The sequence below is a fragment of the Streptomyces sp. Da 82-17 genome (genome assembly GCF_046098215.1).
Taxonomy (GTDB): Bacteria; Actinomycetota; Actinomycetes; order Streptomycetales; family Streptomycetaceae; genus Streptomyces.
Genome location: NZ_JBJURH010000033.1, coordinates 1 through 24,914, shown reverse-complemented (window position 1 = coordinate 24,914; position 24,914 = coordinate 1). Strand labels below are relative to the sequence as shown.

General features: G+C 72.5%; 23 protein-coding genes. 11 read left to right on the top strand and 12 right to left on the bottom strand.

Annotation, left to right across the window (positions count from 1 at the left end; all coding sequences use genetic code 11):
• Window positions 1-57 precede the first annotated feature (57 nt).
• On the top strand, window positions 58-582 hold the full coding sequence (locus ACIDOF_RS35670; protein WP_409010398.1) for a GbsR/MarR family transcriptional regulator: 525 nt from the start codon (window positions 58-60) through the stop codon (window positions 580-582).
• Window positions 583-619: 37 nt separating this feature from the next.
• Here the strand turns inward: ACIDOF_RS35670 and ACIDOF_RS35665 are convergent, their stop codons facing one another.
• Complete coding sequence (locus ACIDOF_RS35665; RefSeq protein WP_409010397.1) at window positions 620-1,618, bottom strand: diacylglycerol kinase family protein; 999 nt, start codon at window positions 1,616-1,618, stop codon at window positions 620-622.
• Between the two features lie 206 nt (window positions 1,619-1,824).
• On the opposite strand from ACIDOF_RS35665, the gene ACIDOF_RS35660 reads away from it, so the two are divergent.
• Both ACIDOF_RS35660 and ACIDOF_RS35655 read left to right on the top strand, forming a co-directional pair.
• Complete coding sequence (locus ACIDOF_RS35660) at window positions 1,825-3,108, top strand: adenylosuccinate synthase (RefSeq protein WP_409010396.1); 1,284 nt, start codon at window positions 1,825-1,827, stop codon at window positions 3,106-3,108.
• Between the two features lie 125 nt (window positions 3,109-3,233).
• Complete coding sequence (locus tag ACIDOF_RS35655) at window positions 3,234-3,821, top strand: Uma2 family endonuclease (RefSeq protein WP_409010395.1); 588 nt, start codon at window positions 3,234-3,236, stop codon at window positions 3,819-3,821.
• Here ACIDOF_RS35655 and ACIDOF_RS35650 read toward each other — a convergent pair.
• The 5 genes from ACIDOF_RS35650 to ACIDOF_RS35630 form a co-directional block, all read right to left on the bottom strand.
• The gene (locus tag ACIDOF_RS35650) at window positions 3,818-4,129 is read right to left on the bottom strand and encodes a hypothetical protein (RefSeq protein ID WP_409010394.1); all 312 of its coding nucleotides are present in this window, start codon (window positions 4,127-4,129) and stop codon (window positions 3,818-3,820) included. The two genes, ACIDOF_RS35655 and ACIDOF_RS35650, sit on opposite strands and share 4 nt — an antisense overlap.
• 34 nt (window positions 4,130-4,163) lie before the next feature.
• Entirely contained in the window at window positions 4,164-5,687 is a 1,524-nt protein-coding gene (locus tag ACIDOF_RS35645) for a PstS family phosphate ABC transporter substrate-binding protein (protein WP_409010393.1), read from the bottom strand.
• A gap of 177 nt (window positions 5,688-5,864) precedes the next feature.
• Window positions 5,865-7,769, bottom strand: a complete 1,905-nt coding sequence (locus tag ACIDOF_RS35640; RefSeq protein ID WP_409010392.1) for a protein kinase domain-containing protein — start codon at window positions 7,767-7,769, stop codon at window positions 5,865-5,867.
• Window positions 7,770-7,988: 219 nt separating this feature from the next.
• Entirely contained in the window at window positions 7,989-8,438 is a 450-nt protein-coding gene (locus ACIDOF_RS35635; RefSeq protein ID WP_409010391.1) for a MarR family winged helix-turn-helix transcriptional regulator, read from the bottom strand.
• The gene (locus ACIDOF_RS35630; RefSeq protein WP_409010390.1) at window positions 8,435-9,061 is read right to left on the bottom strand and encodes a type 1 glutamine amidotransferase family protein; all 627 of its coding nucleotides are present in this window, start codon (window positions 9,059-9,061) and stop codon (window positions 8,435-8,437) included. The genes ACIDOF_RS35635 and ACIDOF_RS35630 overlap by 4 nt, the downstream gene beginning before the upstream one ends.
• A gap of 156 nt (window positions 9,062-9,217) precedes the next feature.
• On the opposite strand from ACIDOF_RS35630, the gene ACIDOF_RS35625 reads away from it, so the two are divergent.
• Window positions 9,218-10,588 (top strand): aspartate aminotransferase family protein, encoded by a 1,371-nt coding sequence (locus ACIDOF_RS35625; protein ID WP_409010389.1) that lies wholly within the window; start codon window positions 9,218-9,220, stop codon window positions 10,586-10,588.
• Window positions 10,589-10,677: 89 nt separating this feature from the next.
• Here the strand turns inward: ACIDOF_RS35625 and ACIDOF_RS35620 are convergent, their stop codons facing one another.
• From ACIDOF_RS35620 to ACIDOF_RS35600, 5 genes are all read right to left on the bottom strand, one after another.
• Window positions 10,678-11,328: a hypothetical protein gene (locus ACIDOF_RS35620; RefSeq protein ID WP_409010388.1), complete on the bottom strand. Its 651-nt coding sequence runs from the start codon at window positions 11,326-11,328 to the stop codon at window positions 10,678-10,680.
• Window positions 11,329-11,444: 116 nt separating this feature from the next.
• On the bottom strand, window positions 11,445-13,904 hold the full coding sequence (locus tag ACIDOF_RS35615; RefSeq protein WP_409010387.1) for a glycosyltransferase: 2,460 nt from the start codon (window positions 13,902-13,904) through the stop codon (window positions 11,445-11,447).
• Complete coding sequence (locus tag ACIDOF_RS35610; RefSeq protein ID WP_409010386.1) at window positions 13,901-14,563, bottom strand: GntR family transcriptional regulator; 663 nt, start codon at window positions 14,561-14,563, stop codon at window positions 13,901-13,903. Before ACIDOF_RS35610 ends, ACIDOF_RS35615 begins: the two co-directional genes overlap by 4 nt.
• Window positions 14,564-14,669: 106 nt before the next feature.
• Window positions 14,670-15,035, bottom strand: a complete 366-nt coding sequence (locus ACIDOF_RS35605; protein WP_409010385.1) for an ArsR/SmtB family transcription factor — start codon at window positions 15,033-15,035, stop codon at window positions 14,670-14,672.
• Between the two features lie 435 nt (window positions 15,036-15,470).
• Entirely contained in the window at window positions 15,471-16,247 is a 777-nt protein-coding gene (locus ACIDOF_RS35600; protein ID WP_409010384.1) for an SLATT domain-containing protein, read from the bottom strand.
• Window positions 16,248-16,549: 302 nt separating this feature from the next.
• On the opposite strand from ACIDOF_RS35600, the gene ACIDOF_RS35595 reads away from it, so the two are divergent.
• From ACIDOF_RS35595 to ACIDOF_RS35565, 7 genes are all read left to right on the top strand, one after another.
• Complete coding sequence (locus tag ACIDOF_RS35595) at window positions 16,550-16,897, top strand: YbaB/EbfC family nucleoid-associated protein (protein WP_409010383.1); 348 nt, start codon at window positions 16,550-16,552, stop codon at window positions 16,895-16,897.
• Between the two features lie 125 nt (window positions 16,898-17,022).
• The gene (recR, locus tag ACIDOF_RS35590) at window positions 17,023-17,622 is read left to right on the top strand and encodes a recombination mediator RecR (RefSeq protein ID WP_409010382.1); all 600 of its coding nucleotides are present in this window, start codon (window positions 17,023-17,025) and stop codon (window positions 17,620-17,622) included.
• On the top strand, window positions 17,615-18,361 hold the full coding sequence (locus tag ACIDOF_RS35585) for a DUF5063 domain-containing protein (protein WP_409010381.1): 747 nt from the start codon (window positions 17,615-17,617) through the stop codon (window positions 18,359-18,361). The genes recR and ACIDOF_RS35585 overlap by 8 nt, the downstream gene beginning before the upstream one ends.
• Before the next feature lie 284 nt (window positions 18,362-18,645).
• Window positions 18,646-19,932, top strand: a complete 1,287-nt coding sequence (locus ACIDOF_RS35580; RefSeq protein ID WP_409010380.1) for an aspartate kinase — start codon at window positions 18,646-18,648, stop codon at window positions 19,930-19,932.
• Complete coding sequence (locus ACIDOF_RS35575) at window positions 19,932-21,011, top strand: aspartate-semialdehyde dehydrogenase (protein WP_409010379.1); 1,080 nt, start codon at window positions 19,932-19,934, stop codon at window positions 21,009-21,011. The genes ACIDOF_RS35580 and ACIDOF_RS35575 overlap by 1 nt, the downstream gene beginning before the upstream one ends.
• Before the next feature lie 472 nt (window positions 21,012-21,483).
• Entirely contained in the window at window positions 21,484-22,098 is a 615-nt protein-coding gene (locus tag ACIDOF_RS35570) for a SigE family RNA polymerase sigma factor (RefSeq protein WP_409010436.1), read from the top strand.
• Window positions 22,095-23,489: a hypothetical protein gene (locus ACIDOF_RS35565; RefSeq protein WP_409010378.1), complete on the top strand. Its 1,395-nt coding sequence runs from the start codon at window positions 22,095-22,097 to the stop codon at window positions 23,487-23,489. Before ACIDOF_RS35570 ends, ACIDOF_RS35565 begins: the two co-directional genes overlap by 4 nt.
• A 154-nt stretch (window positions 23,490-23,643) precedes the next feature.
• On the opposite strand, the gene ACIDOF_RS35560 is transcribed toward ACIDOF_RS35565, so the two are convergent.
• Window positions 23,644-24,549 (bottom strand): SURF1 family protein, encoded by a 906-nt coding sequence (locus ACIDOF_RS35560; protein ID WP_409010377.1) that lies wholly within the window; start codon window positions 24,547-24,549, stop codon window positions 23,644-23,646.
• Window positions 24,550-24,914 lie beyond the last annotated feature (365 nt).

Genomic DNA, 24,914 nt, shown 5'->3' with positions numbered 1-24,914 from the left:
GCGTATAAACTCGACGGACGCGAGAGCACCGCGCTGAGCAGGGGAGATGATCGGGCGATGGGCCAGCAGGCCGGCACGGGACGGGCCGACAAGAAGGGTGCCGCCACGGCACGGAACGAAGAGGCCGTCGCGCGCTTCGTGGAGAACTTCGCGGCCGCGTTCGTGGAGGCGGGCGTCCAGCGCATGCCGGCCCGTGTGTTCGCCGCGCTCCTCGCGTCCGACTCCGGCGCCATGTCGTCGGCGGAGCTCGGCCGGCAGCTCCAGGTCAGCCCGGCCGCGGTCTCCGGCGCGGTGCGCTACCTCACGCAGCAGCACATGGTCTCCCGCGAGCGCGAGCCCGGCACCCGCCGCGACCGGTACCGCGTGCACAACAACCAGTGGTACGAGGCGCTCGCCAACCGCGACCAGATCATGAAGCGCTGGGAGGAGGCGCTGCGCGAGGGCGTGAACAGCCTCGGCGCCGATACGCCCGCGGGCCGCCGGATGGCGGAGACGCAGGCTTTCTTCGAGTTCGTCGGCGAGGAGCTGCCCCTGATGCTTGACCGCTGGCGCGCCCGCCGCGAGGAGCTGTTCGGAGAGTGACGGGTCGGCGGGGCCCGCCGCCCCGCCGACGCCCGCCTCACCCCGGCAGCGTCAACGCCCATGCCTCCGGCCGTACCGTCCATGTCCGTGCCCTGACCGGGCCGGACGTCACGGCGTCCGCGCGGTAGCGGAAGTCCGGGCCGGAGACCGTGACCGTGCGCGCGTGCGCCCGTACCGGGGACTCCGCGCCCGTGGCCCACACCTCGACCCGCGCGAGACCGCCGCGCAGCGGCCGCACCGAGACCCCGACGACCGGCTGGTCCAGGTCGACGAGCGTCACCCCGTCCGCCTCCACCCGCAGCCGCGCGGGCCCCGGCGTCGCGCGCACCGAGGGCGAGGGCCGTACGAGCGTCCGCATCAGCGACTGGCACGTACGCAGCAACGCCCCCGGACCGGAACCCGAGCCGGAACCCGAGCCGGAACCCGAGCCGGAACCCGAGCCGGAACCCGAGCCGTCGGACGAGTCCGGACCCGGCGCCGCACCGGACCCCGCGCCGGACCCGGCTCGGCCTCCCGACCTCGACCCCGCCCGGGACCCCGCCTCCGCCCCGTTCGCCGCCACCGCCGCCGGGATCGCCAGGCGGCCGAGCACCACCCCGTCGCTGTCGTCGACGAGCAGGTCGAGGCGGCGGGGCGAGCCGTCGAGGACCGTGCGGGCGGCGGCCACCGCGCCCGTCGGCACGCCGAGCGCGTGCGCGAGACCCGTCGCCGTGCCGACCGGGACCAGGGAGAGGGTCGCGGCGGACAGTTCGCGCTCGCGGTGCAGGGCGCTCACCGCGCGTAGCAGCGCGCGGTCGTCGCCGACCACCACCGGCCTGCGGGAACCGCGCCGGGTCAGGGCACGGGCGAACTCCTCCGGGCCGTCCGGCAGGCACACCTTCGGCGGGCCGCCGGACGCGCCCGCGCACAGCACGTCCTTCGCGATCCGGACCGACTCCCCGTCGACCGCGCGGGCCGTCGGATCGATCACCACCAGGAGCGGATGGGCCGGGTTCAGCGGCTGCGCGCTGTGCCCGGCGGGCTCTGGAGCCGACACCTCGGTCCTTCCTCGGGTAGCATCTTTGTGCAAGAGCCCCTTGCGCTATTGCGCCAGGGGCTTCGTCTATTCCGGGGCACCGGTCCGACGGGTGCGGCCAACGAGGGTCGCGGTGTGCGCGTACGACAACGTTCGTCGAGCGTTCGTGACGCGTTCGTGCACGCCCCTGACCTTGGACATGCCCCGCCCGGAAGGGGTGTACGCCTGTGCCCGCACTTGTGCTGCTCGGTGCTCAGTGGGGTGACGAGGGCAAGGGAAAGGCCACCGACCTGCTCGGTGGCTCCGTTGACTATGTGGTGCGCTACCAGGGCGGCAACAACGCCGGCCACACGGTTGTCGTAGGCGACCAGAAGTACGCGCTCCACCTCCTCCCCTCCGGAATCCTCTCGCCGGGGTGTACGCCCGTCATCGGCAATGGTGTCGTCGTCGACCCGGCGGTGCTGCTCTCCGAGCTGAGCGGCCTGAACGAGCGCGGCGTCGACACCTCCAAGCTCCTGATCAGCGGCAACGCCCACCTGATCACGCCGTACAACGTCACCGTCGACAAGGTGACGGAGCGCTTCCTCGGCAAGCGCAAGATCGGCACCACGGGCCGCGGCATCGGCCCGACGTACGCGGACAAGATCAACCGCGTCGGCATCCGCGTCCAGGACCTCTACGACGAGTCGATCCTGACGCAGAAGGTCGAGGCGGCCCTCGACACGAAGAACCAGCTGCTCACCAAGGTCTTCAACCGTCGCGCGATCGAGACGGACAAGATCGTCGAGGAGATGCTGACCTTCGCGGACCAGCTCAAGCCGTACGTCGCGGACACCACGCTGATCCTCAACAACGCCATCGACGAGGGCAAGGTCGTCCTCTTCGAGGGCGGCCAGGGCACGCTGCTCGACGTGGACCACGGCACGTACCCCTTCGTCACGTCCTCCAACCCGACCTCGGGCGGCGCGTGCACGGGAGCGGGCGTCGGGCCCACGAAGATCAACCGGGTCATCGGCATCCTGAAGGCGTACACGACCCGTGTCGGCGCCGGACCGTTCCCGACCGAGCTGTTCGACCAGGACGGCGAGGACCTGCGCCGGATCGGCGGCGAGCGCGGTGTCACCACCGGCCGTGACCGCCGCTGCGGCTGGTTCGACGCGGTCATCGCCCGCTACGCGACCCGGGTCAACGGCCTCACGGACTTCTTCCTCACCAAGCTCGACGTCCTCACCGGCTGGGAGCAGATCCCGGTCTGCGTCGCGTACGAGATCGACGGCAAGCGTGTCGAGGAACTCCCGTACAGCCAGACCGACTTCCACCACGCGAAGCCGGTGTACGAGTACCTGCCGGGCTGGTCCGAGGACATCACCAAGGCCAAGTCCTTCTCGGACCTGCCGAAGAACGCGCAGGCGTACGTGAAGGCGCTGGAGGAGATGTCCGGGGCGCCGATCTCCGCGATCGGCGTGGGTCCGGGCCGGGACGAGACGATCGAGATCAACTCTTTCCTCTGAGCTGATTGAACCGTACTCGGTTCGAGCGATTCGCACATTCACTCGAAGGGGTGGACTGCTTCTGAAGCGGTCCGCCCCTTCGTCGTGCTCGGCGACACTGGCATGCGGACGGAAGGGAGGGCAGCATGACGGTCATGGCAGAGCGCACGTCTCAGATGTCGGTGGAGGACTTCGAGGAACTCGCCTCCGCTGCACCCGAGACCGTCACGTTGGAGTTCGTCAACGGTCGGCTCGAGGTGAAGCCTGTGACGGACAGCAAGCATGCGGCCCTGGTGGCGTGGCTGATCAGGCAGTGCATGCAGGCTCGCCCCGAGCTGGACCTGGTCGCGAACCAGGGGCTGCGGGTCGAGCGATATCGCAAGGGCCGCGCCATCCCGGACGGGACGCTGGCCCCGGTCGACCACTTCGTGGACCAGGAGGGTGACTGGGCGGACCCCGAGGGCGCGCTGATGGTCGTCGAGGTCACGTCGTACGACGCCGACACCGACAGCCGCGATCGCCACGAGAAGCCCGCCGCGTACGCGGCCGCAGGCATTCCGGTCTATCTGCTGGTCGACCGGGACCGGCAGGCGCTCGCTGTCCACACCCGCCCGAACACCGACCACGGCCAGTACCTGCACGTGGACATCGTGCCGTTCGGCGAGAAGACGACCCTGCCCGAGCCGGTCGGTATCGCGCTGGACACGGAACCCCTGAAGAAGTACGTGCGCTAAGGGAGTTGAGCGGGGGACGGGGAGCCGGTGGTCCCCGGATCGGACGGCTCGGGTGACTTCGATGCGTCAGGGGCGGGGCCGAAGTCGTACGTCGGGTAGTCCTCCACGGGCGGGCTCCACGGCGTTTCCTTCGGCGGTTCGAAGGGGCCGGACCTGGTCTCCATCATCAGCATCATGACGCCCGCGAAGAGCACACTGCCGATGGCGAGCGCCAGGCCGACCGGATTGTTGAGGTTGTAGACGTACCGGTTGGTTCCCCAACGGCTCTTCTTGAACACCGGCTCGTGATCGCCGTCCCCCTGAGTCATGGGCGGCAGCCTAGGCGGTCACTGAGAACGCCCGTCAGCCGCAGGCACGCAGGCCCTCCGGGGACGCGCAGGGGACATGGCCGTGCGTGCGGATCACGTCCTGACCGCTGCCCCGCAACGTGTAGTTGAGAAAGCTGGAGACAAGAGAGTCCGCGGGCGGACGCCCGTACGTATAGGCGTGCTCGATCTCCCGGAAGGGATACGCGGAGTCCGCCACGTCCTCGATCGTCGGCGCGTGCCCGTCCAGGCTGAGCCGGTGCAGGCCCTTCGGCACGGAGGTGGAGCGCAGCTCGGCGTACCCGACCGCGCCCGGGACGTCCGCGACGGACGCCAGCAACTGCTCCGTGCTGTCGGCCTCGCAGCGCACGATGCGCGCCTTCGGATCGTCCTTGCGGCGGCAGTCCGCGGACGACGGCGCGTCCTCGAAACCGCGCAGGATCCGCCGCTGGAACACCGCACGCGTACCGGAGTTGGAGTTCCGGCTGACCAGGACCACCGGCAGGTCCGGCAGGGAGCGGTCGAGCTCGCGCCAGGTGCGGGCCTCGCCGCGGTAGAGCCTGCGCAGATCGTCGAGGGACAGGTTCTTCAGCGGCACCCGGTCGTTGAGGACCATCGCGAACGACGACACGGCGACCCGGTTCTCCCGCAGCCGCGGATGCCCGCTCGGCTTGGGCCCGTCCGAGAACGCGACGACGGCCGGCGAGGCGGACGACTTCGCTCCGGCCTCGTCCAGCTCGTTGATGCCGGGCGCGCTGCCGTGCGCGTCGACGGTGATGTCCGAACCCGGGCAGTCCTTCTCGTACTTGTCGGCCAGCTCCTCCGCGACCGGCTTGAACGCGGTGGAACCGACGACCGTCAACGTGCCCTTGGCGCAGCCCATCGGCGGCCGGTCGCCGCCCACCACGATCAGCGTGGACAGCGCCAGGACGCACAGCGTGAGCAGCCCCGTCAGCAGCCGCGCGGCCGGGCTGAGCAGCGGCGGGGTGTCGTCGGGCGTCGTACTGCGGTTGGGCTGGACCTCGCCGTCGCGGATGCCGCCCGTGATGCTGACGTCGTCGCCGACATGGCCGCCGGTGAGCAGCACGAGCAGCTTGAAGTGCTCGCCCGGGTTGAGCGGCACCCGCGGGATGCGGAGGGTGGAGCCGCTGTGCACCATGCCGAGCGCGGGCCGGAAGTGCTCCATCAGATGGCCGGAGTCGCCGGGCTGCGTCACCGCTATGCCGCGGATCGTGCGGCCGCTGAACTCGGCGGTGAGGCCGTGCAGTTCACGCCCCGTGTAGTCGTCGCCCGCGATGGACTGCGCGCCGTCGTTCTCGACACGGAGCAGCACCAGCGTCGCGTCGGTCATCGACGGGTCCTCGTCGAACAGGCCGAGGCGCACGTTCCCGCGCCCCGGGCCCTCGTCGCTGCCGATGGGCGTGTCCATCTGCACGCGGTAGCCGATGCGTTTGCGCCGCGGCACCCGGCGCTCGTACCAGAGGGCGGCCATCGACGCGAGGACGCCGAGGAGGGCGGTGCCGACGGCGATCACGTTCTCCGCGCTGAGCCAGTCATCCACGGGGGCACGCTATGGCCGGAATCGTTGCTTCGTTCGACCAACTCCCCTGGTTTCGCCTGCTGTTCACTGCCCGGACGCCCGCTCGCCCCGCCACCGCCCTGGCCGGAACGCGTGGTTCAGCTGCGGGCACGGGACGTTCAGTGCCGGAACGCGTGGTTCAGTGCCGGAACGCGTGGTTCAGCGGACGCGTTCGTACGTCAGCGGAGTGCCGCCGCTGCCGAGGAGTTCGCGGACCAGGGTGCCGTCGCCGGTCAGCGTCAGCTCGCTCGCCGGGCCCGGGCGGCAGTCGGCCGGATCGCCGCGCGTGACCGTGGACGGGCCGAGGTTCAGGGTGGTGGCGTCGGCCGAGCGCAGCCGCGCCGTCCAGGTGCAGTCGTGGCGCGGCCCCGAGCCCTCCAGACGCATGACCTGCTCGCCGCGCGTGCCCCGAGTGAGCGTGAGCGTACGGGAGTTGGTGCCGTCGTCCGCCTCGAAGCTCGCCCGCCAGGTCCCGAGCCAGACCTCCGGAACCGCACCCTCCGGGGACGCGCTCTCGTGCTGGTCCGTGCGGCCGGGGCCCTCGCCCCGCATCATCGCGTACACCGAGCCGCCCGCGCCGATCGCCACGGCCACGGCCACGGCGATCAGGAACGCAGTGGTCCGTTTGTTGCGCTGCTGGGGCGGGGGCTCCTGGAGGTGGTGCCGGGCCTGCTCCTGCTCCTGCTCGGCGAGGCGCGCGTACCAGGCGTCGGTGCCGAACGGCGGCTCGGCGCCGGGCCGCAGGTCGTCGGGCGCGGGGCCGGTCCCGGGCAGCGCGGCGGAGGCGCCGCCGGTCGCCGGGTGCCCGAAGCCGACGGGGTACGGCGCACCGGGGGAGGCCTGCGCGTGCGGAGGGTCGTCGTCGGTGAGGGCGGGGAGCTCGTCGAGGGCGGGCTCGTCGGCGGGGGTGGGGGGAGGAGTGGTGCTGCTGAGGAGAGTGGGTTCGGGGCTCGACCTCTCCTCGCGTAAGGACGGCCCCGCCCCGTTCCCGCGTATCGGTGCGGTCGGCGCCGACGGCACCGTTGCCGTGCCTCCGTCGTCGGCAGGCGTGCGCGGCTCCGGCACGCGCCCCTCCACGCCGCCCGCGCCGCCCGCACTCCCCGCGCCGCCCGCACTCCCCGCGCCGTACGGACCCGTCCCGCCCCGCGGCTCCTCCGCGTTCAGCAACCGCACCGCGTGGCGGCCGAGTTGGGCGATCAGGGTGCCGGGGAGCCAGGGCTCGCGGGCGTGGCCGTCGGTCACCGTGGCGTGGGCGCCGGTGTGCCGCAGGAGGGCGTCGAGGGAGGGCCGGTCCTCCGGGGCCTTCGCGAGGCAGGAGCGGATCAGCTCGCGCAGCGCGTTCGGCAGCGCCCGCAGGTCCGGCTCCTCCTGCGCGATCCGGAACATCAACGCGTGCGCCCCGCTGTTCTCCGCCCCGAACGGCAGCCTTCCGGTCGCCGCGTACGCGAGGACCGAGCCGAGGCAGAACACGTCGCACGCCGGCGTGATCCGGTCGCCGCGCACCTGCTCGGGCGCCATGAAGCCGGGCGAGCCGACGAGCGCGCCGGTGCGCGTGAGCCCGCCCTCGGTGACCGTCTCCAGGGCGCGGGCGATGCCGAAGTCGATGACGCGCGGCCCGTCGATGGTGACCAGGACGTTGGACGGCTTCAGGTCGCGGTGCACCACCCCGGCGGCGTGGATGTCCCGCAGCGCGTGCGCGAGCCCGGCCGCCAGGATGCGTACGGAGCGCTCGGGCAGCGGGCCGTGCTCGCGGGCCACCACGGTGTGCAGCGAGGGCCCGGCGACATAGCCGGTGGCGAGCCAGGGCCGCGCGGCCTCGGTGTCGGCGTCGAGGACGGGCGCGGTCCACGGCCCGGCGACCTGCCGTGCCGTCTCGACCTCCTGCCGGAAGCGGCTGCGGAACTCCTCCTGCTCGGCGAGTTCCTGCCGCACCAGCTTCACGGCGACGGTGCGCCCCGAGGCCGCGCGGGCGAGGAACACCTGCCCCATGCCGCCCGAACCGAGCCGCCCGAGCAGCCGGTACGCGCCGATCGTGCGCGGATCCGAAGCGCCAAGCTCGTCCATGGCCCGTGCCCTCCCCGTACCGGTTACACCGGCTCGCCGCAGCCCGACACGTCCGAGGATAAGTTGACGTGGCCTCCGGCGGGGCGCCGCTGCACAGCCACCGCTCTTACGGTTCCGGCGGCACGCTCCTGCGGTTCCGTCCCACGGTTCGGGCCGCGCTCCTGCGGTTCCGTCCCACGGTTCGGGCCGCGCTCCTGCGGTCCGTCGTACCGTTCCGCCTCACGTCTCCGGTGGCGGCTCCAGTTTCCGCAGCGCCTCGGACAGCCGCTCCAACACCCGTACGGTCTCGGCGAGTTCGGCCTCGCCGAGTTCCGCGGCGAGCTCGGCGGCCAGGCGGGCGTGGCCGGGGCGGATGCGGTCGACGGCGGCGCGGCCCTGCTCGGTGGGCGTGACGAGCTTGGCCCTGCGGTGGGCCGGGTTGGGCTCGTACCGCGCGAGGCCGTCGGCGACGAGCCGGTCGGCGACGCGCTGCACGCTCTGCCGGGTGATGCCCATGCGGCGGGCGATCCCGGCCACCGGAAGCGGCTCCGCGAGGACCGCGCCGAGCACCTGCCACCAGGCGGCGGTGAGTCCGGCGGGCTTCGCCAACTGCTCGGACACGGCGAGGAATTGACCGTTCAGCCGGAAGACCCCGAGGGCGGTCCGGCTGAGCGCCTCGGTCTCCTTCACCGCTCCTCGCCCGCCTCCGCCGCGGCCAGCACCTCGTACGCCGCCGCGTCGGAGTGCCGGAACAGCCGGTACCAGGCGTCGAGTTGCTCGCCCTCGTACACCCCGAGCCGGCCGAGGATCTCGCGCGCGAAGCCCTCCGGGTCGGTGCTGTTGGCGGTGATCAGGTTCCCGTCGGTGACGGCGGTGGCGTCGGCGACGTAGTGCTGGGCGCCTCGGTAGCCGGTGGCCTGGAGGTAGTACGAGACGTTGCTGGTGTGCCGACGGTCGTCGAGCAGGCCCTCGCGGGCGAGTCCGGCGGTGGCGCCGCAGATCGCGGCGACGGGCACCCCGGCGTCGAGGAACGCGCGCGCGGTGCGGGCGAACGGCGCGAGCTCCTCGCCTTCGTCCCACAGGTCGCCGCCGGTGAGGATCAGCAGCGCGCTGTCCTCGGGGCGTACGTCGGCGAGGGCGAGGTCGGGCGTGATGCGCAGGCCGCCGATCGTGGTGACCGGGTCGAGGCTCGGTCCCACGTACCGGATCTCGTACCCGCCGCGGGCCAGCCAGGCCGTGGCGTGACCGGACTCCCAGTCGGCGTACGAGTCGTAGACGGCGACGTGCACGGGTCTGCGGGGAGAAGTAGTCATGACAGCAGTCTGTCAACACGACAGGGTGCTGTCAACGGCCTCGGGGTGGGTCGGGGCTTCACACGCGACCCGGTCGACAACCTGTCGGGCCCGCCCCGCGCGCACCGAACACGACGCCGATGGTTCGTCCGCATCCCGGACATTTACTCTCGGCGCATGACCCCTCATGTCACCCCTCAGGCCGACCCCGCGAAGGGCGCCGCAGTCAAGGCCGCCGACCGGGCGCACGTGTTCCACTCCTGGTCCGCGCAGGAGCTGATCGACCCGCTCGCCGTCGCCGGTGCGGAGGGCGCGTACTTCTGGGACTACGACGGCAACCGCTACCTCGACTTCACCAGCGGCCTCGTCTACACCAACATCGGGTACCAGCACCCGAAGGTCGTGGCCGCCGTGCAGGAGCAGGCCGGGCGGATGACGACGTTCGCGCCCGCCTTCGCCGTCGACGTGCGCTCCGAGGCCGCCCGCCTCATCGCGCAGCGCACGCCCGGCGACCTCGACAAGATCTTCTTCACCAACGGCGGCGCGGAAGCCGTCGAGAACGCCGTCCGCATGGCCCGGCTGCACACCGGCCGCCCGAAGATCATGAGCGCCTACCGCTCGTACCACGGCGCCACCGCCGCCGCGATCAACCTGACCGGCGACCCGCGCCGCTGGGCCTCCGACAACGGCACGGCGGGCGTCGTGCACTTCTGGGCGCCGTTCCTGTACCGCTCGCCGTTCTACGCCGAGACCGAGGCGGAGGAGTGCGCGCGGGCGCTGCAGCACCTGGAAGACACCATCGCGTTCGAGAACCCGAACTCGATCGCCGCGATCGTCCTGGAGACCGTCCCCGGCACGGCCGGCATCATGACCCCGCCGCCCGGCTACCTGGCCGGCGTCCGCGAGATCTGCGACCGGTACGGCATCGTCTTCGTCCTCGACGAGGTCATGGCCGGCTTCGGCCGCACCGGCGCCTGGTTCGCGGCGGACCACTACGACGTGGTGCCCGACCTGCTGACCTTCGCCAAGGGCGTCAACTCCGGGTACGTGCCGCTCGGCGGCGTCGCGATCTCCGGCGCCATCGCGGAGACCTTCGCGAAGAAGCCGTACCCCGGCGGGCTCACGTACTCCGGTCACCCGCTGGCCTGTGCTGCCGCCGTCGCGACCCTGGAGGTCATGGAGGAGGAGCGGATCGTCGAGCGCGCGGCCCGCATCGGCGAGGACGTCCTCGGCCCCGGCCTGCGCGAGCTGGCCGAACGGCACCCGTCGGTCGGCGAGGTCCGCGGCCTCGGCGTCTTCTGGGCCCTCGACCTGGTCCGCGACCCGGAGACCCGCGAGCCGCTCGTGCCGTACAACGCGACGGGCGAGGCCAACGCCCCGATGGCGGCGTTCGCGGCGGCCTGCAAGAAGTCGGGCCTGTGGCCGTTCGTCAACATGAACCGCACGCACGCGGTGCCGGCCTGCAACGTCACGGAGGCCGAGGCCAAGGAGGGCCTCGCGATCCTGGACGAGGCGCTGTCGGTGGCGGACGGGTTCGTGGTGGCGTAACGCCGGACGGCCCGGGGGGCTCTGCCCCCCCCGGGCCCCCGGCCCCCGGTTCGTCGTTCGGCTGCGGCGCCCCCAGGGGGTGCGGCCGGCTAGCTGAACACGATCATCGACCCCTGCCCCAGGCTCCGCGTCACCGCCGCGTGCAGCCCGAGCCACACGTGCCGCTCGCGCGCGAACGGGTCGTCCCCGTACGCGACGGGCGCCGCCGGCTCCTCCAGTTCCGTCGGGGCCGCGGGCGGGGCGGGCGCCGCGGGCGGGTTGGCGGGGTCGATGCCGATCGCCGGCGCCACGTACTCCAGCTCCCGCAGCAGTGCCTGCGCCGACCCCAACGGCCCGCCCCCGGCGAGGAGTTCGTCGTTGCTGAGCGGCGCCGCGAAGTCCACGGGCACGTACGCCCCGGCGTGGTCGTAGTGCCACACCAGGTGGGACTCCTTGGCCGTGGCCTCGAACATCTCCAGGAGCTGTTCGTAGTCCCCGCCCAGCTCGTCGACCGGCGTCACCTCGAGGCCGCAGAGCTTCAGCAGATACGCGCGGCGCAGGAAGTGCAGCGCGTCGTAGTCGAACCCGGCGACCGGCGCGACGTCCCCGGAGAGCCCCGGCATGTACGCGAAGACCGGCACCGGCGGCAGCCCGGCCTCGCCGAGCGCCTTGTCGTAGAGGGCGAGTTCTTCCGCGAACGGGTTGTCGGGGCTGTGGCACAGCACATCGACGAGGGGGACGAGCCACAGGTCACAGGCCAAGAGAACTCCTCGGTTCGACTGCGGGCGGTCGTGCAGGAAGCGTAGTGCCCTTCTTCCCCGCCGGACCGGTCCTCACCGGGCGGGGGCCGGTTCTCACCGGGCCGTCACGTGCGGCCTCACCGGGCCGTCACGGGCGGCAGGTCCCACACCCACACGCCGCCCACCAACTCCCCGTCCCGCCCGAGGAGTTGCCGCACCGTCGCCCGCAGCGCCGCCGCCCCCGGCTGGGGCGCGAGGACCAGGGCGCCCGCCTTCCAGTACGCGAGGTCCGCCGCCGCCTGCCGCCGCCACGCCTCACCGAGCCGGGGCGCACGGCCCGAGTAGCGGACGTCGCGCAGCAGGTTCGAGGTGTGCCGGGGCGCGGCGCCGTAGATGCCGGTGCGCTCCTCGCCCCAGGGCCCGTTGAAGTACCCGCCGGGCACCTTGAAGCCGAGGCCGGCGGCGGTCTGCCAGTGCAGCGCCTCCGCGTTGCCCGGGTCCGGCAGCGGCACCGGCACGAGGCTCTCGCCGCGCGCGGTGTCGACGTACCGCCGCCACGTCCCGTCGGCGATGAACGGCGGTACGGCGACCCGCTCGACCGTCGACAGCGGCATCGGCACGATCGGGACGAGCGCGGCGGCGACCGCGGCCGACCCCAGCGCACGGTGCGAGGGCCGGGCGGCGAGCAGCCGGTCCACGGCGAGCGCGACCAGCATGCCGAGCGCGGGCGCGCACACCATGGCGACCCGCGACTCGATCACCGACTCGAAGAGCGGCGCGTGCGCCAACGGCCGCCACGGGCCCGGCAGCACCACATCCGTCAGCGGAACGCGGAACTCCGGCCCGAGCGACAGAACCGCCGCCGCGAGCGCGGTGAACGCCAGGGCCCGTACGACCGGGCGCCGCCAGAGCCCGATGGTGATCGCGAGCGCCAGGGCCGTCAGCGGCCAGCCGTAGAAGGCGTTCTGCTCGGTGATGTTGAGGGCGAGCTGCTCCGACGTCTCCCGGCTCCCGGCCAGCGAGCGCTCGGCGAACGACAGGAGCGCGAGCGGACTGTTGCCCGTCCCCTCGCCGTGCAGCACCGAGCTGTAGCTGCGCGGCCCGAAGAACTGCCAGTACAGCGGGTATGCGACCAGCAGCAGCGCCACCCACGCCCCGACCGCGAGCCCCTTGCCGAGCGGCCGCCACACCTCCCGTGCCACAGCGGGCCGCTGCACCGCGTATGCCACGGCGAACAGCAGCATCCCGACGGCCGCGAGCAGCAGCGGCTCCTCCCCGAGGAAGATCTGGTACGCCGCGAACAGGCCGAGCACGACCCCGTCCCGTACGACCCGTGCGTCCGGCGCGCACAGCCGCAGCGCGCGGTCGACGATCAGCGGGATCATGAACAGGACCACGAAGTTGGGGTGCGCGTTGGCGTGGCTGACCATCGGCGGCGCGAACGCGGCGAGCAGCCCCCCGACGACCGCCGCGCACCGCCCGGCGCCGAGCCGTCTGCGGATCAGCCAGTACCAGGCGAGGCCGGTCGCGGCGAGGCCGAGCGTCATCACGAGGGCGAGCGAGACGGCGGGCCCGAAGGCGGCGGTGACGGGCGTGAACGGCACGGACAGGCCGAGCATCACCGTGTTGGCCATCAGGTTCACGCCGTCGGGGAAGCCCTGGAGATCGCTGAACAGCGGGTTCCGCAGCTGCAGCACGTTGTCGGCGGTGACGGCGAAGAACCACTCCCACTGGTTCTGGTCCTGCAGCGAGTCCGGCAGATAGCGGGCCGACGGGTCGGGCCAGCGCCCCCGGTGCAGCAGGACCGAGGCGAGCAGGAACACGGCCAGTACGGCGAGTTGGGCCGGGCGGACCGTACGCGCCTTGAGCACCGCCAGCTCGCCGAGGACCCGCGGATAGTCGAGGGGCCGGACCTTCGAGCCCTCCTGGTGCGCCCAGCGCACCGGCACCTCGGAGATCCGCAGGCCCCGGCGGCGCAGGTACTGCAGCACCTCGACGTCGATGGCCCAGCCGTCGGTGCGCGCGGCGGCGAACGCGGCGCGGGCCTGCTCGCCGTCGAACAGCTTGAAGCCGCACTGGGTGTCGCGGACGCCGGGCACCGCGACCGCGCGTATCAGGAAGTTGCCGCCCCGGCCGAGGAGTTCGCGCAGCCGGCTCTGGTGCGCCTCGATGGTCGCGCCGGGCGTCGCCCGCGAGCCCACGGCGGCCGCACCGCCCTCGGCGAGCGCCTTCTCCAGGCGCTCCAACTCCTCGATGGGCGTGGCCAGATCGGCGTCGGTGACGAGGACGAGCCGCCCGCGCGTGTGCGCGACGCCCTGCCGCAGCGCGTACCCCTTGCCGCGGTTGCGGTCGTACCCCACGACCTGGACGCGGACGTCGGCGGCGGCCGCCTCCTCGGCGATCCGGCGGGTGCGGTCGGCGGAGCCGTCGTCCACGACGACGATCTCCCAGCTCTCCCACGGCCCGTCCGCGAGATGCCGCCGCACGGCGTCGAGCGTGGGCCGCAGCCGCAGCTCCTCGTTGTACGCGGGCACGACGACGGAGAGCTCGGTCGGCCGCGGTACGGTCCCGCCGCCCGGGGCGGCCGGCCCGCTCACGGGGCGAGGTTCTCGACCAGGGCCAGCGAGTGCTCGTTGTAGGCGGCCACCAGGGCGTACGCGGCGCCCGCGTCCCGCCGCGCGACCGCCTCGACGAGCTCGATGTGGCCCTTCCACAGCTTCCCGCGCAGATCCGGCGCCCGGCGCAGATGCGGCACGACGAACACCCAGGACTGCACGCGCAGCCGGTGCAGGAAGTCGCTGAGGTACGGGTTGCCGAACAGCGCGCCCAGCTCCCGCCAGAACCGCAGGTCGTAGCCGATCAGTACGTTGAGGTCGCCGGCGGCGGCCGCCCGCTGGGCCTCCTCGGCGCGGCGCCGCACGGAGCCCAACTGCTCGCAGAGCCCTTCGGTGCCGCGGTCGGCGATGCCCTTGAAGATCGCCTCGGCGATGAGGCTGCGGGCCTCGACCATGCCGCGGTAGTCGGCGGCGGAGAACTCGTGCACCTTGAACCCGCGGTGCTGCACGGAGTCGAGCAGCCCCTGCGCGGACAGGTCGACGAGCGCCTCGCGGACGGGGGTGGCGGAGACGCCGTACTGGTCGGCGATCTCCTTCACGCTGAACTCCTGGCCGGGCGCGAGCCGTCCGGCCAGCACCTCGTCGCGCAGGGCGTCGGCGATCTGCTGGCGCAGGGTGCTGCGGGTCACCGCGGTGCGCATGGTCGTGGGGGTCCCTCTCAAAACGGAGCGCCGTCGGAGCAGGCCACCTTACGCGCCCCCGCGCGAGGCCTTGCTCCGCCCGGGACGGCGACCCCCGGGGGTGGGCCTACGGACGGACGGACCGGCGCTCGGCTTCGGCGCGGCCCCGCACCCGCGCCGGCTTCGCCTCCCCCTCCGCCTCCGCGACGGCCTCGGCGACCTGGACGGCGTCCTCCAGGAGCGTGCGTACTTGGTCACCGGCGGCGCGGTAGTAGACGCGGGTGCCGTCCCGGCGCGACACGACGAGCCCGGCGGTACGCAGCCGCGCGAGGTGCTGCGAGACGGCGGCGACATGGGCCCCGGTCAGCTCGGCCAACTCCCCGACGGATCGCTCCCTCTGCGCCACGGCCCACAGCACGGTGAACCGGGTCGGCTCGGCGACAGCCTTGAGCACTCCGACGACACCGTCCCGCTCCACCCCATGCAAACCCACGCAAACACCTTACGGCCCACCCGCGACCCCACCGGCTGCCTCACCCCGCCGGGTACGACGGGGCTCCCCCGCCGGGTACGACGGGGTTCCGCCTGCCGGGTACGACGGGGCTTCACCCGCCGGGTACGACGGGGCTCCCCCCGCCCATGTCTCTCCTCCGCCAGGCCCACGTCTTCTCGGGGCGCTGTCCCTGGGCGCACGTCCCCCTTCCTCAGGCGCGTACGCGACGCCTTCCGCGCCCGTGTCCGCCGGCCGAAGCCCCCCATGGGCCACCAACCCGATCCAGCCAGTCCGGCGGTTGAGGACGAGCGCGCCGGCACGATGTCCGGCGCCGCAGGCTTTCGGGAAGGGGCGGGGTGGGGGAGCGGTGGAGCCCGCCAGGGCGACGGGGCATGGGGGCAACGGCCCCGGTTCCCCGCCCGTACCGACCTGCCCCTACCGCGCCTCCGGCGGTCGCTGCCGGGGCATGTTCGGGCGGGCCGTGCCCGGGGGCAGGGGGAAGCGGCCCACCGCGGGGGGCTCCGGGCGCGGGCCCGGGGAGGCCGAGGACTGCAGGCCCAGCGGCGCCGGCCCGGACCGGAACTCCACCATCCAGTCCGCCGTCTCCGACCGCACGAGATCCGTGATGTCCTCGGAGAACCTCCGCAGCACCCCGAGGCACCGCTCCGCCGCCTCGCTGGCCGTGCCCTCCGTGGGCCCGAGCACCTCCCGCACGCTCTCCGACGCCCAGTCGAACTGCAGCACCTGCAGCCGCCGCTGCACCGCCTGCGCCGTCGCCATGTCCCTTATCCAGCCGGAGGTGAGCCCGAAGTACCGGTCGCACCCCACGCACGCCACCGCGAGCAGCAGCGCCAGATAGCCCCACGGCGCCGACCCGTCCAGCGCCGACGTCACGTCGAGCAGCGGCAGCGCCGCCCCGGCCACCGCGCCGAGCGCCGCCCCGAGCCGCAGCAGCCGCGCCCCGCGCCGCTTCCAGGTGCGGTCGGCCAGGTACCAGTCGGCGGTGTGCAGGGCGCCCGCCTCCACCCACCGGTACAGCTCGTCCAGGCGCTCCGCGGGCTCCCCCCAGTCGCCGAGCGGGAACGGCCGCCCCGTGAGATCCTCTCCGCCCCGCACTGCGGCAGCCCGCTCCGTGCCGGGCCGCTCGCCTTCGCCCGTGCCGTGCGCACCGCCGCCCCTCGGCACCTCGGGCTGCATCTCCGGCTGGCTCACCCGGCACTCCCTCGACAACTGCGGTTTGCGGAACGTGCCGCCCCTGTTGGGACGGGTGTGGCTGATGTGCAGCACCCTTATTACCGCCCAATGGGTGGCCGTGAGCCCTTTTTCGTGGGTTTTCCGCCTGGAAGTGGTCCTTGATCAGGTATAGGGCCCTGGTCCGCGGCCCTTCGCCTCACTCGAAAGAGTGCTGGGGCGTTCCGTCCCCCGAGCACGTAGGCTCGTGCCAGGCGGAAAAGCCGCCGAGCAGCACCCGTACGGACGTACCGTCCCGACCAGTCGAGAACCAGGAGCTGATCGTGATTCCCGGTGGTGGCCAGCCCAACATGCAGCAGCTGCTGCAGCAGGCCCAGAAGATGCAGCAGGACCTCGCCAAGGCGCAGGAGGAGCTGGCGCAGACGGAGGTCGACGGGCAGGCGGGCGGCGGCCTGGTGAAGGCCACCGTCAACGGCTCCGGCGAGCTGCGCGGCCTGGTCATCGACCCCAAGGCGGTGGACCCGGAGGACACGGAGACGCTGGCCGACCTGATCCTCGCCGCCGTGCAGGCGGCCAACGAGAACGCGCAGGCGCTGCAGCAGCAGAAGCTCGGCCCGCTGGCGCAGGGTCTCGGCGGCGCCGGCGGCGGCATCCCCGGCCTGCCGTTCTAGTGGCGGCGGCCGGTCCGTCACGGAAGGGTGACCCCGGGAACTCCTCTATCTGAGCCCCTCGTTCACCAACTACCGTACGTACCGAGCCACAACAGGCAGACAGCAGGAACAAGGAAGGCAGTCCGTTGTACGAAGGCGTGGTCCAGGACCTCATCGACGAGTTGGGCAGGCTGCCCGGCGTCGGTCCCAAGAGCGCGCAGCGGATCGCCTTCCACGTCCTGCAGGCCGAGCCGGCCGATGTGCGCCGGCTCGCGCACGCCCTCCTGGAAGTCAAGGAGAAGGTCCGCTTCTGCAGCGTCTGCGGGAACGTCGCGCAGGAAGAGCAGTGCGGCGTCTGCCGCGACCAGCGGCGCGACCCGGCGATCATCTGCGTCGTCGAGGAGCCCAAGGACGTCGTGGCGATCGAGCGCACCCGCGAGTTCCGTGGCCGCTATCACGTCCTCGGCGGCGCGATCAGCCCGATCGAGGGCGTGGGCCCGGACGACCTGCGGATAAGGGAACTCCTCGCCAGGCTCGCCGACGGCACCGTCACCGAGCTGATCCTGGCCACGGACCCCAACCTGGAAGGCGAGGCCACGGCGACGTACCTCGCCCGCATGATCAAGCCGATGGGCCTCAAGGTCACCCGGCTGGCCAGCGGACTTCCCGTCGGGGGAGACCTTGAATACGCGGACGAGGTCACCCTGGGCCGCGCCTTCGAAGGGAGACGACTGCTCGATGTCTGACGCCACGCAGCTCAAGAACGGTGCGCAGGGGTCCGGTGCGCAGGGATCCGGTGTGCCGGAGAGCGGTCCCGCCGCCCCCGCCGTGCCTGCGTCGCCGGATCCGTCCGACTTCGCGGTGCAGATCGCCGACCAGGTCGAGAGCTTCATCCTCACGGTGACCGAGGTCGCCAAGGGCGACGAGCCGGATTCGGCCGTGCCGTACCTCCTCCTGGAGGTCTCCCAACTCCTGCTCGCCGGCGGCCGTTTGGGCGCCCACGAGGACATCGTCCCGGACGAGCGGTACGAACCGGACCTCGGCCCCGAGCAGGCCGTCGAGGAGGCGGACGAGCTGCGCGAGCGCCTCGCCGCCCTGCTCGACCCGGTCGACGTCTACTCCGAGGTCTTCGATCCGTACGAACCGCGCAAGGCCCCCGTCGCCTGCCGGATCTCGGACGACCTCGCGGACGTCGTCACCGACCTGCGCCACGGCCTCGCCCACTACCGCGCGGGGCGCACGGTGGAGGCGCTGTGGTGGTGGCAGTTCTCGTACTTCTCCAACTGGGGCTCGACCGCCTCCGGCTCGCTGCGCGCCCTCCAGTCCCTGGTGGCGCACGTCCGCCTCGACCAGCCGCTGCAGGAGCTGGACGGCCTGGACACCGACCAGGACCTGGGCGAGGAGGACGAGCTGGCGGAGGAGGCCGGCAAGGTCATGGCGGAGGAGATCGCGGGCCCGCTCGGCCTGCGCCGTCAGGGCAAGTGACGCCCGCCGGGCGCGGGGTGCGCGCGGCGCCGTATCGCGGCTGAACGCGCGCTCGGACGGTTCTCGTCGTTGACTGGATCTGCCGGTCCGTTCTGTGACCCGCCCCACTTTCCGGAGTGTCTCGGGCCGCAGCGGGCATGTGCCGTTCTGGAGCGGCCGGGGTGACAGGGGCCCTGGATGATCACTTCGTGAGCGGGACATCTCACGATGCGATACGTACGGGGCGATAACCGGCCGCTCGTTAAACTGAGCCGACCGCACCAAGAATTGAGCGAGGAGCGCACGTGAGCCTTGTCGTGCAGAAGTACGGAGGCTCCTCCGTAGCCGATGCCGAAGGCATCAAGCGGGTCGCCAAGCGCATCGTCGAGGCCAAGAAGAACGGCAACCAGGTGGTTGCCGTGGTCTCCGCGATGGGCGACACGACGGACGAGCTGATCGATCTCGCCGAGCAGGTTTCGCCGATCCCTGCCGGGCGCGAGCTCGACATGCTGCTGACCGCAGGAGAGCGGATCTCCATGGCCCTGCTGGCCATGGCGATCAAAAACCTGGGCCACGAGGCCCAGTCGTTCACCGGCAGCCAGGCAGGTGTCATCACCGACTCGGTTCACAACAAAGCGCGCATCATCGATGTCACGCCGGGCCGGATCCGCACCTCCGTCGACGAGGGCAACATCGCCATCGTCGCCGGCTTCCAGGGCGTCAGCCAGGACAGCAAGGACATCACCACGCTCGGCCGCGGTGGCAGTGACACCACGGCGGTGGCCCTCGCGGCCGCCCTCGACGCCGACGTGTGCGAGATCTACACCGACGTCGACGGCGTCTTCACCGCCGACCCGCGGGTCGTGAAGAAGGCCCGCAAGATCGACTGGATCTCCTTCGAGGACATGCTGGAGCTCGCGGCCTCCGGCTCCAAGGTGCTGCTCCACCGCTGTGTGGAGTACGCCCGTCGCTACAACATCCCGATCCACGTACGGTCGTCCTTCTCGGGGCTGCCGGGCACCTGGGTCAGCAACGAACGACCGCAACAGTCTGCACAGGGAGCCGAGCAGGTGGAGCACGCCATCATCTCCGGAGTCGCCCACGACGTCTCCGAGGCCAAGGTCACCGTCGTCGGCGTCCCGGACAAGCCGGGCGAGGCGGCCTCGATCTTCCGGGCCGTCGCGGACGCCGAGATCAACATCGACATGGTCGTGCAGAACGTCTCTGCCGCCTCCACCGGCCTGACCGACATCTCCTTCACGCTGCCGAAGGCCGAGGGCAAGAAGGCCACCGCCGCCCTGGAGAAGATCAAGCCGACGGTCGGGTACGACTCGCTGCGCTACGACGACCAGATCGCCAAGATCTCCCTGGTCGGCGCCGGCATGAAGACCAACCCGGGCGTCACCGCCCAGTTCTTCGAGGCGCTCAGCGACGCGGGCGTGAACATCGAGCTGATCTCGACCTCCGAGATCCGCATCTCGGTCGTCACCCGCGCCGACGACGTCAAGGAGGCCGTGCAGGCCGTGCACTCCTCCTTCGGCCTCGACAGCGACTCCGAAGAGGCCGTGGTCTACGGAGGCACCGGCCGCTGATGACCCCTGCGCCGACGGCCCCGGACGCCCACGACCGACCCACTCTCGCGGTCGTCGGGGCGACCGGGGCCGTCGGCTCGGTCATGCTCTCGATCCTGTCCCAGCACGCCGACATCTGGGGCGAGATCCGCCTGATCGCCTCCGCCCGCTCGGCCGGCCGCAAGCTGACCGTGCGCGGCGAGGAGGTCGAGGTCGTCGCGCTCACCGAGGAGGCCTTCGAGGGCGTCGACATCGCGATGTTCGACGTACCCGACGACGTCTCCGCCCAGTGGGCGCCCATCGCCGCCGCCAAGGGCGCGGTGGTCGTGGACAATTCCGCCGCCTTTCGGATGGACCCGGACGTCCCGCTGGTCGTCCCCGAGGTCAATCCGCACGCCGCCCGGGTGCGGCCGCGCGGCATCGTCGCCAACCCGAACTGCACGACGCTCTCGATGATCGTCGCGATGGGCGCGCTGCACGCCGAGTTCGGGCTGCGCGAGCTCGTGGTCTCCTCGTACCAGGCGGTGAGCGGGGCCGGGCTCGCCGGGGTGGAGGCGCTGCGCGGGCAGCTGAACCTGGTCGCCGGCACCGACCTCGGCACCAAGCCGGGCGACGTCCGCCGTGCCGTCGGCGACGACACCGGGCCCTTCCGCGAGCCGATCGCGCTCAACGTGATCCCGTGGGCCGGCTCGCTGCAGGACGACGGCTGGTCGTCCGAGGAGCTCAAGGTCCGTAACGAGTCCCGGAAGATCCTGGACCTCCCCGATCTGCGGGTGAGCGTCACCTGCGTCCGCGTACCGGTCCTCACGACCCACTCGCTGACCGTCCACGCCCGCTTCGAGAACGAGGTGACCGTGGACCGCGCCCACGAGATCCTCTCCACGGCCCCCGGTGTCGTGCTCTTCGACAACCCCGCGGCCGGTGAATTCCCCACCCCCGCGGACGTGGTGGGCACCGACCCCACCTGGGTCGGCCGGGTGCGCCGAGCCCTGGACGATCCGACGGCGCTCGAACTCTTCGTCTGCGGCGACAACTTGCGCAAGGGCGCAGCCCTGAACACGGCTCAGATCGCCGAGCTGATCGCAGCCGAGCTGTCGTAAATCTGTCGTAATTCGCCCCATTTTGCCGGTTTTGAGCAAGGCTTGGGCGGGTGATTCGCCGTCGTTCTGCCTTTCTGCGGCCTTTGGCCCCACCCTCGGAGCGATCGAATCCGGTCGGAATTCGTTGTGCGAACTGTGTAAGTTGTGTGCCTAACTTGCTGGTCCAGGCCGCTTGAACTGGACCACTGCCTCGTACGAAGATTCGCTCCCCGCCCGCCGCGAGTTCCGTGGGATTTCCCGCAACCGCGCACGGTCGGGGAGCGTCTTTGCGGTCAGCCTTCCAGGGGCACCGCATCAACGGGGCATATCGGGGCGTAGGGGAAGAGCTGGTACGCATGACGGCATGGGGTGGACCGCCAATCGCGCGGTACGAGACGCCTGTGGCGCCCACGGCGAACACATGGCGTGGTGCGTACAACCCTGACGGGGGGAAGCGTGTCCAACAAGCGTGGCAGAGGTACTCGAATTCCCCATGGCCCGCGGCGCAGCCGTGCGGCCGCAGCGCGGCGGCATGCCGGTGATCGCCCCCATGCCCGCGGCGCGGCCCACCAGGGTGCCCGGCCAGCGCGAGGGCGCTGACGAAGCCATGGCCTCCGGCACCACCGTCGACCACCTCACCGAGACCTACCGCGCGCACTACCGCTCGCTCCTCGGTCTCGCGGCCCTGCTCCTCGACGACACCGCGTCCTGCGAGGACGTCGTCCAGGAGGCGTTCATCCGCGTCCACTCCGCCCGCAAGCGGGTCCGCGACCCGGAGAAGACGCTGGCCTACCTGCGCCAGACCGTCGTCAACCTCTCCCGCTCCGCACTGCGCCGCCGCATCCTCGGCCTCAAGCTGCTCTCGAAGCCGATGCCGGACATGGCGAGCGCGGAGGAGGGCGCGTACGACCAGCTGGAGCGCGACGCCCTGATCAAGGCGATGCGCGGCCTGCAGCGCCGCCAGCGCGAGGTGCTGGTGCTGCGCTACTTCGCGGACATGACCGAGGCCCAGGTCGCCGAGACCCTCGGCATCTCGCTCGGCTCCGTCAAGGCGTACGGCTCGCGCGGCATAGCGGCCCTGCGCGTCGCCATGGAGGCGCCGGCATGAGCAGCAAGTTCGACCGACAGCACGATGGGCGTGACGACGGGCTGTACGAGGCTCCGACTGGCGGCGCCCACGAGGGCCCGTCCGACGGTGCGCACGAGGGCCCGTACGGTGGGGCTCGGCCTGGCGGCCGGGACGGCGGGGCTCGGCCTGGCGGCCGGGACGGCGGCGGGGCGGAACGGTCCGGCACGGCCGGTGGCGGGGCGGAACGGTCCGGCCAGGACAGCGGCAACCAAGCTCAGTACGAACGGCACGGCGGGAACGAAGCGGTGAACAGCGGCCCCAGCACCCACGGCGACGAGGGCGCACACGATGCCCCGGACACTTCCGGCGAGGGCGAGGCAGCGGGGCGCGAGACTTCGGCCGCACCCTCGGCTACTTCGGCCGCACCCTCGGCTTCCGGTGGCCCCGGCGGAGGGCTCGACGCCGACGAGCTGGCCGTCCGCGACCTCCTCCAGGGCGCGGTCCGCGAACTCGAACCTTCCGACCACGCCCTCGACCACCTGCGCCGAGCCGTGCCCGCCCGCCGGGCCCGCAAGCGTCAGGCCGTCGTGGGCATGGCCGCCGCCGCGCTGTTCTTCGGCACCGCGGTCCCGGCCCTCGTGCACGTCACCAGCTCGCCGAACGGAGGCGACGACCACCCCTCGGCCGTCGGCCACAGCTCCGAGGTGCCGGGCGGCAACGACTCCGCCCGCGTCACCGGCGGCGGCGAGCAGGGCCGCGACAAGCCCACCGGCAAGGACGACGAGCGCGGCAAGGACAAGGACGACGAGGGCGGCAAGGGCAAGGACAAGGGCGGCACCGAGCCCGGCGGGGGATCGACCGCCGGCGCCGACCCGACGGCCACCGAGGCCGTGACCGCCACCACCTGCGACGCCGCCCAACTGGGCAGCGCCACCGCGACCGCCGAACCGCCGGACGCCGAGGGCAAGGTGTACGGCTCGTTCCGCGTCGCCAACACCTCCGACGCCGAGTGCACCGTCGGCGGCGCCGGCAGCGTCGTCTTCGCCACGCAGGGCGCGGCCGACCCGGCGAAGGTCAGCGTCGTGGACCACGCCGCCGGTGACGCGGCCACCCGCCTCCCCGACCCGGCCGCAGGCCCGACCTCCGTCGTCCTCAAGCCGGGCACGGCGTACGAGGTGCGCTTCGCCTGGGTCCCGTCCGAGGCCTGCCAGAGCCCCGGCGCCTCCCCCGACCCGACGCCGACCGGCGACGGCACCAGCGGCGGCACGGAGCAGAGCGGCACCCAGACCCAACTCGGCGCCGAGGAAGGCGCGTCCGACGGCGCCGTCACCATCACCCACACCGCCGAGCCGGGCGCCCCCAGCGCGGCCACGACGATCTCGGGCTGCGCCGGCACGATCTATCGGACCGGAGTCCTCGCGGCCTCCTGAGCCTTTGCGGCCTCCTGGGCCTTTGCAGCCCTCCTGAGCCCCCGTCCCTCCGGCCCTGTGCCGGGCGGGAAGGGCCCTCCGGCCCGGTGCCGGGCTGGCCGGGCGGGGCTGGACCCGGTCCTGTACCTGGTCCTGTACCTGGGGCCCGCGGTGGTCAGGCCTTGGCCTCTGCCTCTGCCTCGGGCTTGGCTTGGGTCTCGGCCTCGGTCTCGGTCTCGGCTGAGGCCTCGGCTGAGGCGGTCGTGGTGCTCGTAGTGCTCGTGGCACCGGTGCTCGTGGTGTCGGCACCGTCGTCGTCCGGGGGCGGCAGGAGCCCCAGCTCCGCGTCCTTCGCGAACTCCACCTCGCGCCGGAACAGCCGGAACCACATGAACAGCACGAACCCCGCGAAGATGAACCACTCCCCGGTGTACCCGAGGTTCTGGAACGCCTTCAGGTCCAGCCCACTGCCCTGCGGCGCACTCGGCGGCACGGCCGTCATCCCGTCCGCCGACCGCTCGACGGTGACCCAGGCGTCGTACACCTCGTACGGCACCAGGTTCACGAGCGACGCCGCGCTGATCATGCCCAGCTGCCCCTCGGGCAGGCCGCCCTCCTTGTGCACCCCGTCGGTCCCGGAGTTCTCCGAGGCCTGGAGCGCGCCGGTCACCGTGACCTCGCCGGACGGCAGCTTCGGCGCCTTCCCCCGCGCGGCCTCGCCGGGCAGCCACCCGCGCACCACGGGCAACGCCTTGCCCCCGTCCGTACGCAGCAGCCCCAGCACGTAGAACCCCTGCTTGCCGTCCAACTTCCGCTCGGGGACGAGCAGTTGCCGGTCCCAGCGGCCGGTCGCGGTGGCCCGCTCGCCGGAGGTCTCCTTGTCGACGGGCAACAGCTCGGTCAGCGGCCGCGCCGGCCCCTTGCCCGCCTCGTCGCTGCGCTTCTCTGCCGCTTGATGGCTCTCCACGCGGTCCTCGAACCGCCCGAGCTGCCAGGACCCCATGAACACGCAGAAGGGGATGGCCAGCACCAGGAAGAGGTTGATCCCCCACCACCGCGGAGTCAGCAGAAACCGATACACGCCTACCACGGTACGGTGCCCCCTCCAGCCCCCGGCCCCAGGGTGCCGGGAACGGGACTATCCGGGGCGGGAGGTGCGGGGGCGAGGCTCGAGGCCCGCGGCCGGTAACGGGGAGCGGGGTGTGAGGCCCGAAGCCGGTAGCGGGGAGCGGGGCGTGAGGCCCGAAGCCGGTAGCGGGGTGCGGGGCGCGAGGCCCGAGGCGGTGGCGCGGAACGGCGGCGCGAGGCCAGCGGGGAGCGCCCGAGCCCCGCCCGACTCGTGCGCGCCCCCCGAGCCGCACGCCCCGACCCGCCGACCCGCACGCCCCCGACCCGCCGGCCCCAACCGACCATGCCCCCCCCCACGCCCCCCACGCCCTCCTCAGG

Bases quoted from the DNA above. Each gene is read 5' to 3' on its own strand.
- ACIDOF_RS35575 (WP_409010379.1), top strand. From the start codon at position 19,932: ATGACCCCTGCGCCGACGGCCCCGGACGCCCACGACCGACCCACTCTC.
- ACIDOF_RS35650 (WP_409010394.1), bottom strand. From the start codon at position 4,129: ATGACTCAGGGGGACGGCGATCACGAGCCGGTGTTCAAGAAGAGCCGT.
- ACIDOF_RS35670 (WP_409010398.1), top strand. From the start codon at position 58: ATGGGCCAGCAGGCCGGCACGGGACGGGCCGACAAGAAGGGTGCCGCC.
- ACIDOF_RS35565 (WP_409010378.1), top strand. From the start codon at position 22,095: ATGAGCAGCAAGTTCGACCGACAGCACGATGGGCGTGACGACGGGCTG.
- ACIDOF_RS35610 (WP_409010386.1), bottom strand. From the start codon at position 14,563: ATGCGCACCGCGGTGACCCGCAGCACCCTGCGCCAGCAGATCGCCGAC.
- ACIDOF_RS35640 (WP_409010392.1), bottom strand. From the start codon at position 7,769: ATGGACGAGCTTGGCGCTTCGGATCCGCGCACGATCGGCGCGTACCGG.
- ACIDOF_RS35585 (WP_409010381.1), top strand. From the start codon at position 17,615: ATGTCTGACGCCACGCAGCTCAAGAACGGTGCGCAGGGGTCCGGTGCG.
- ACIDOF_RS35625 (WP_409010389.1), top strand. From the start codon at position 9,218: ATGACCCCTCATGTCACCCCTCAGGCCGACCCCGCGAAGGGCGCCGCA.
- ACIDOF_RS35570 (WP_409010436.1), top strand. From the start codon at position 21,484: ATGGCCCGCGGCGCAGCCGTGCGGCCGCAGCGCGGCGGCATGCCGGTG.
- ACIDOF_RS35630 (WP_409010390.1), bottom strand. From the start codon at position 9,061: ATGACTACTTCTCCCCGCAGACCCGTGCACGTCGCCGTCTACGACTCG.
- ACIDOF_RS35655 (WP_409010395.1), top strand. From the start codon at position 3,234: ATGACGGTCATGGCAGAGCGCACGTCTCAGATGTCGGTGGAGGACTTC.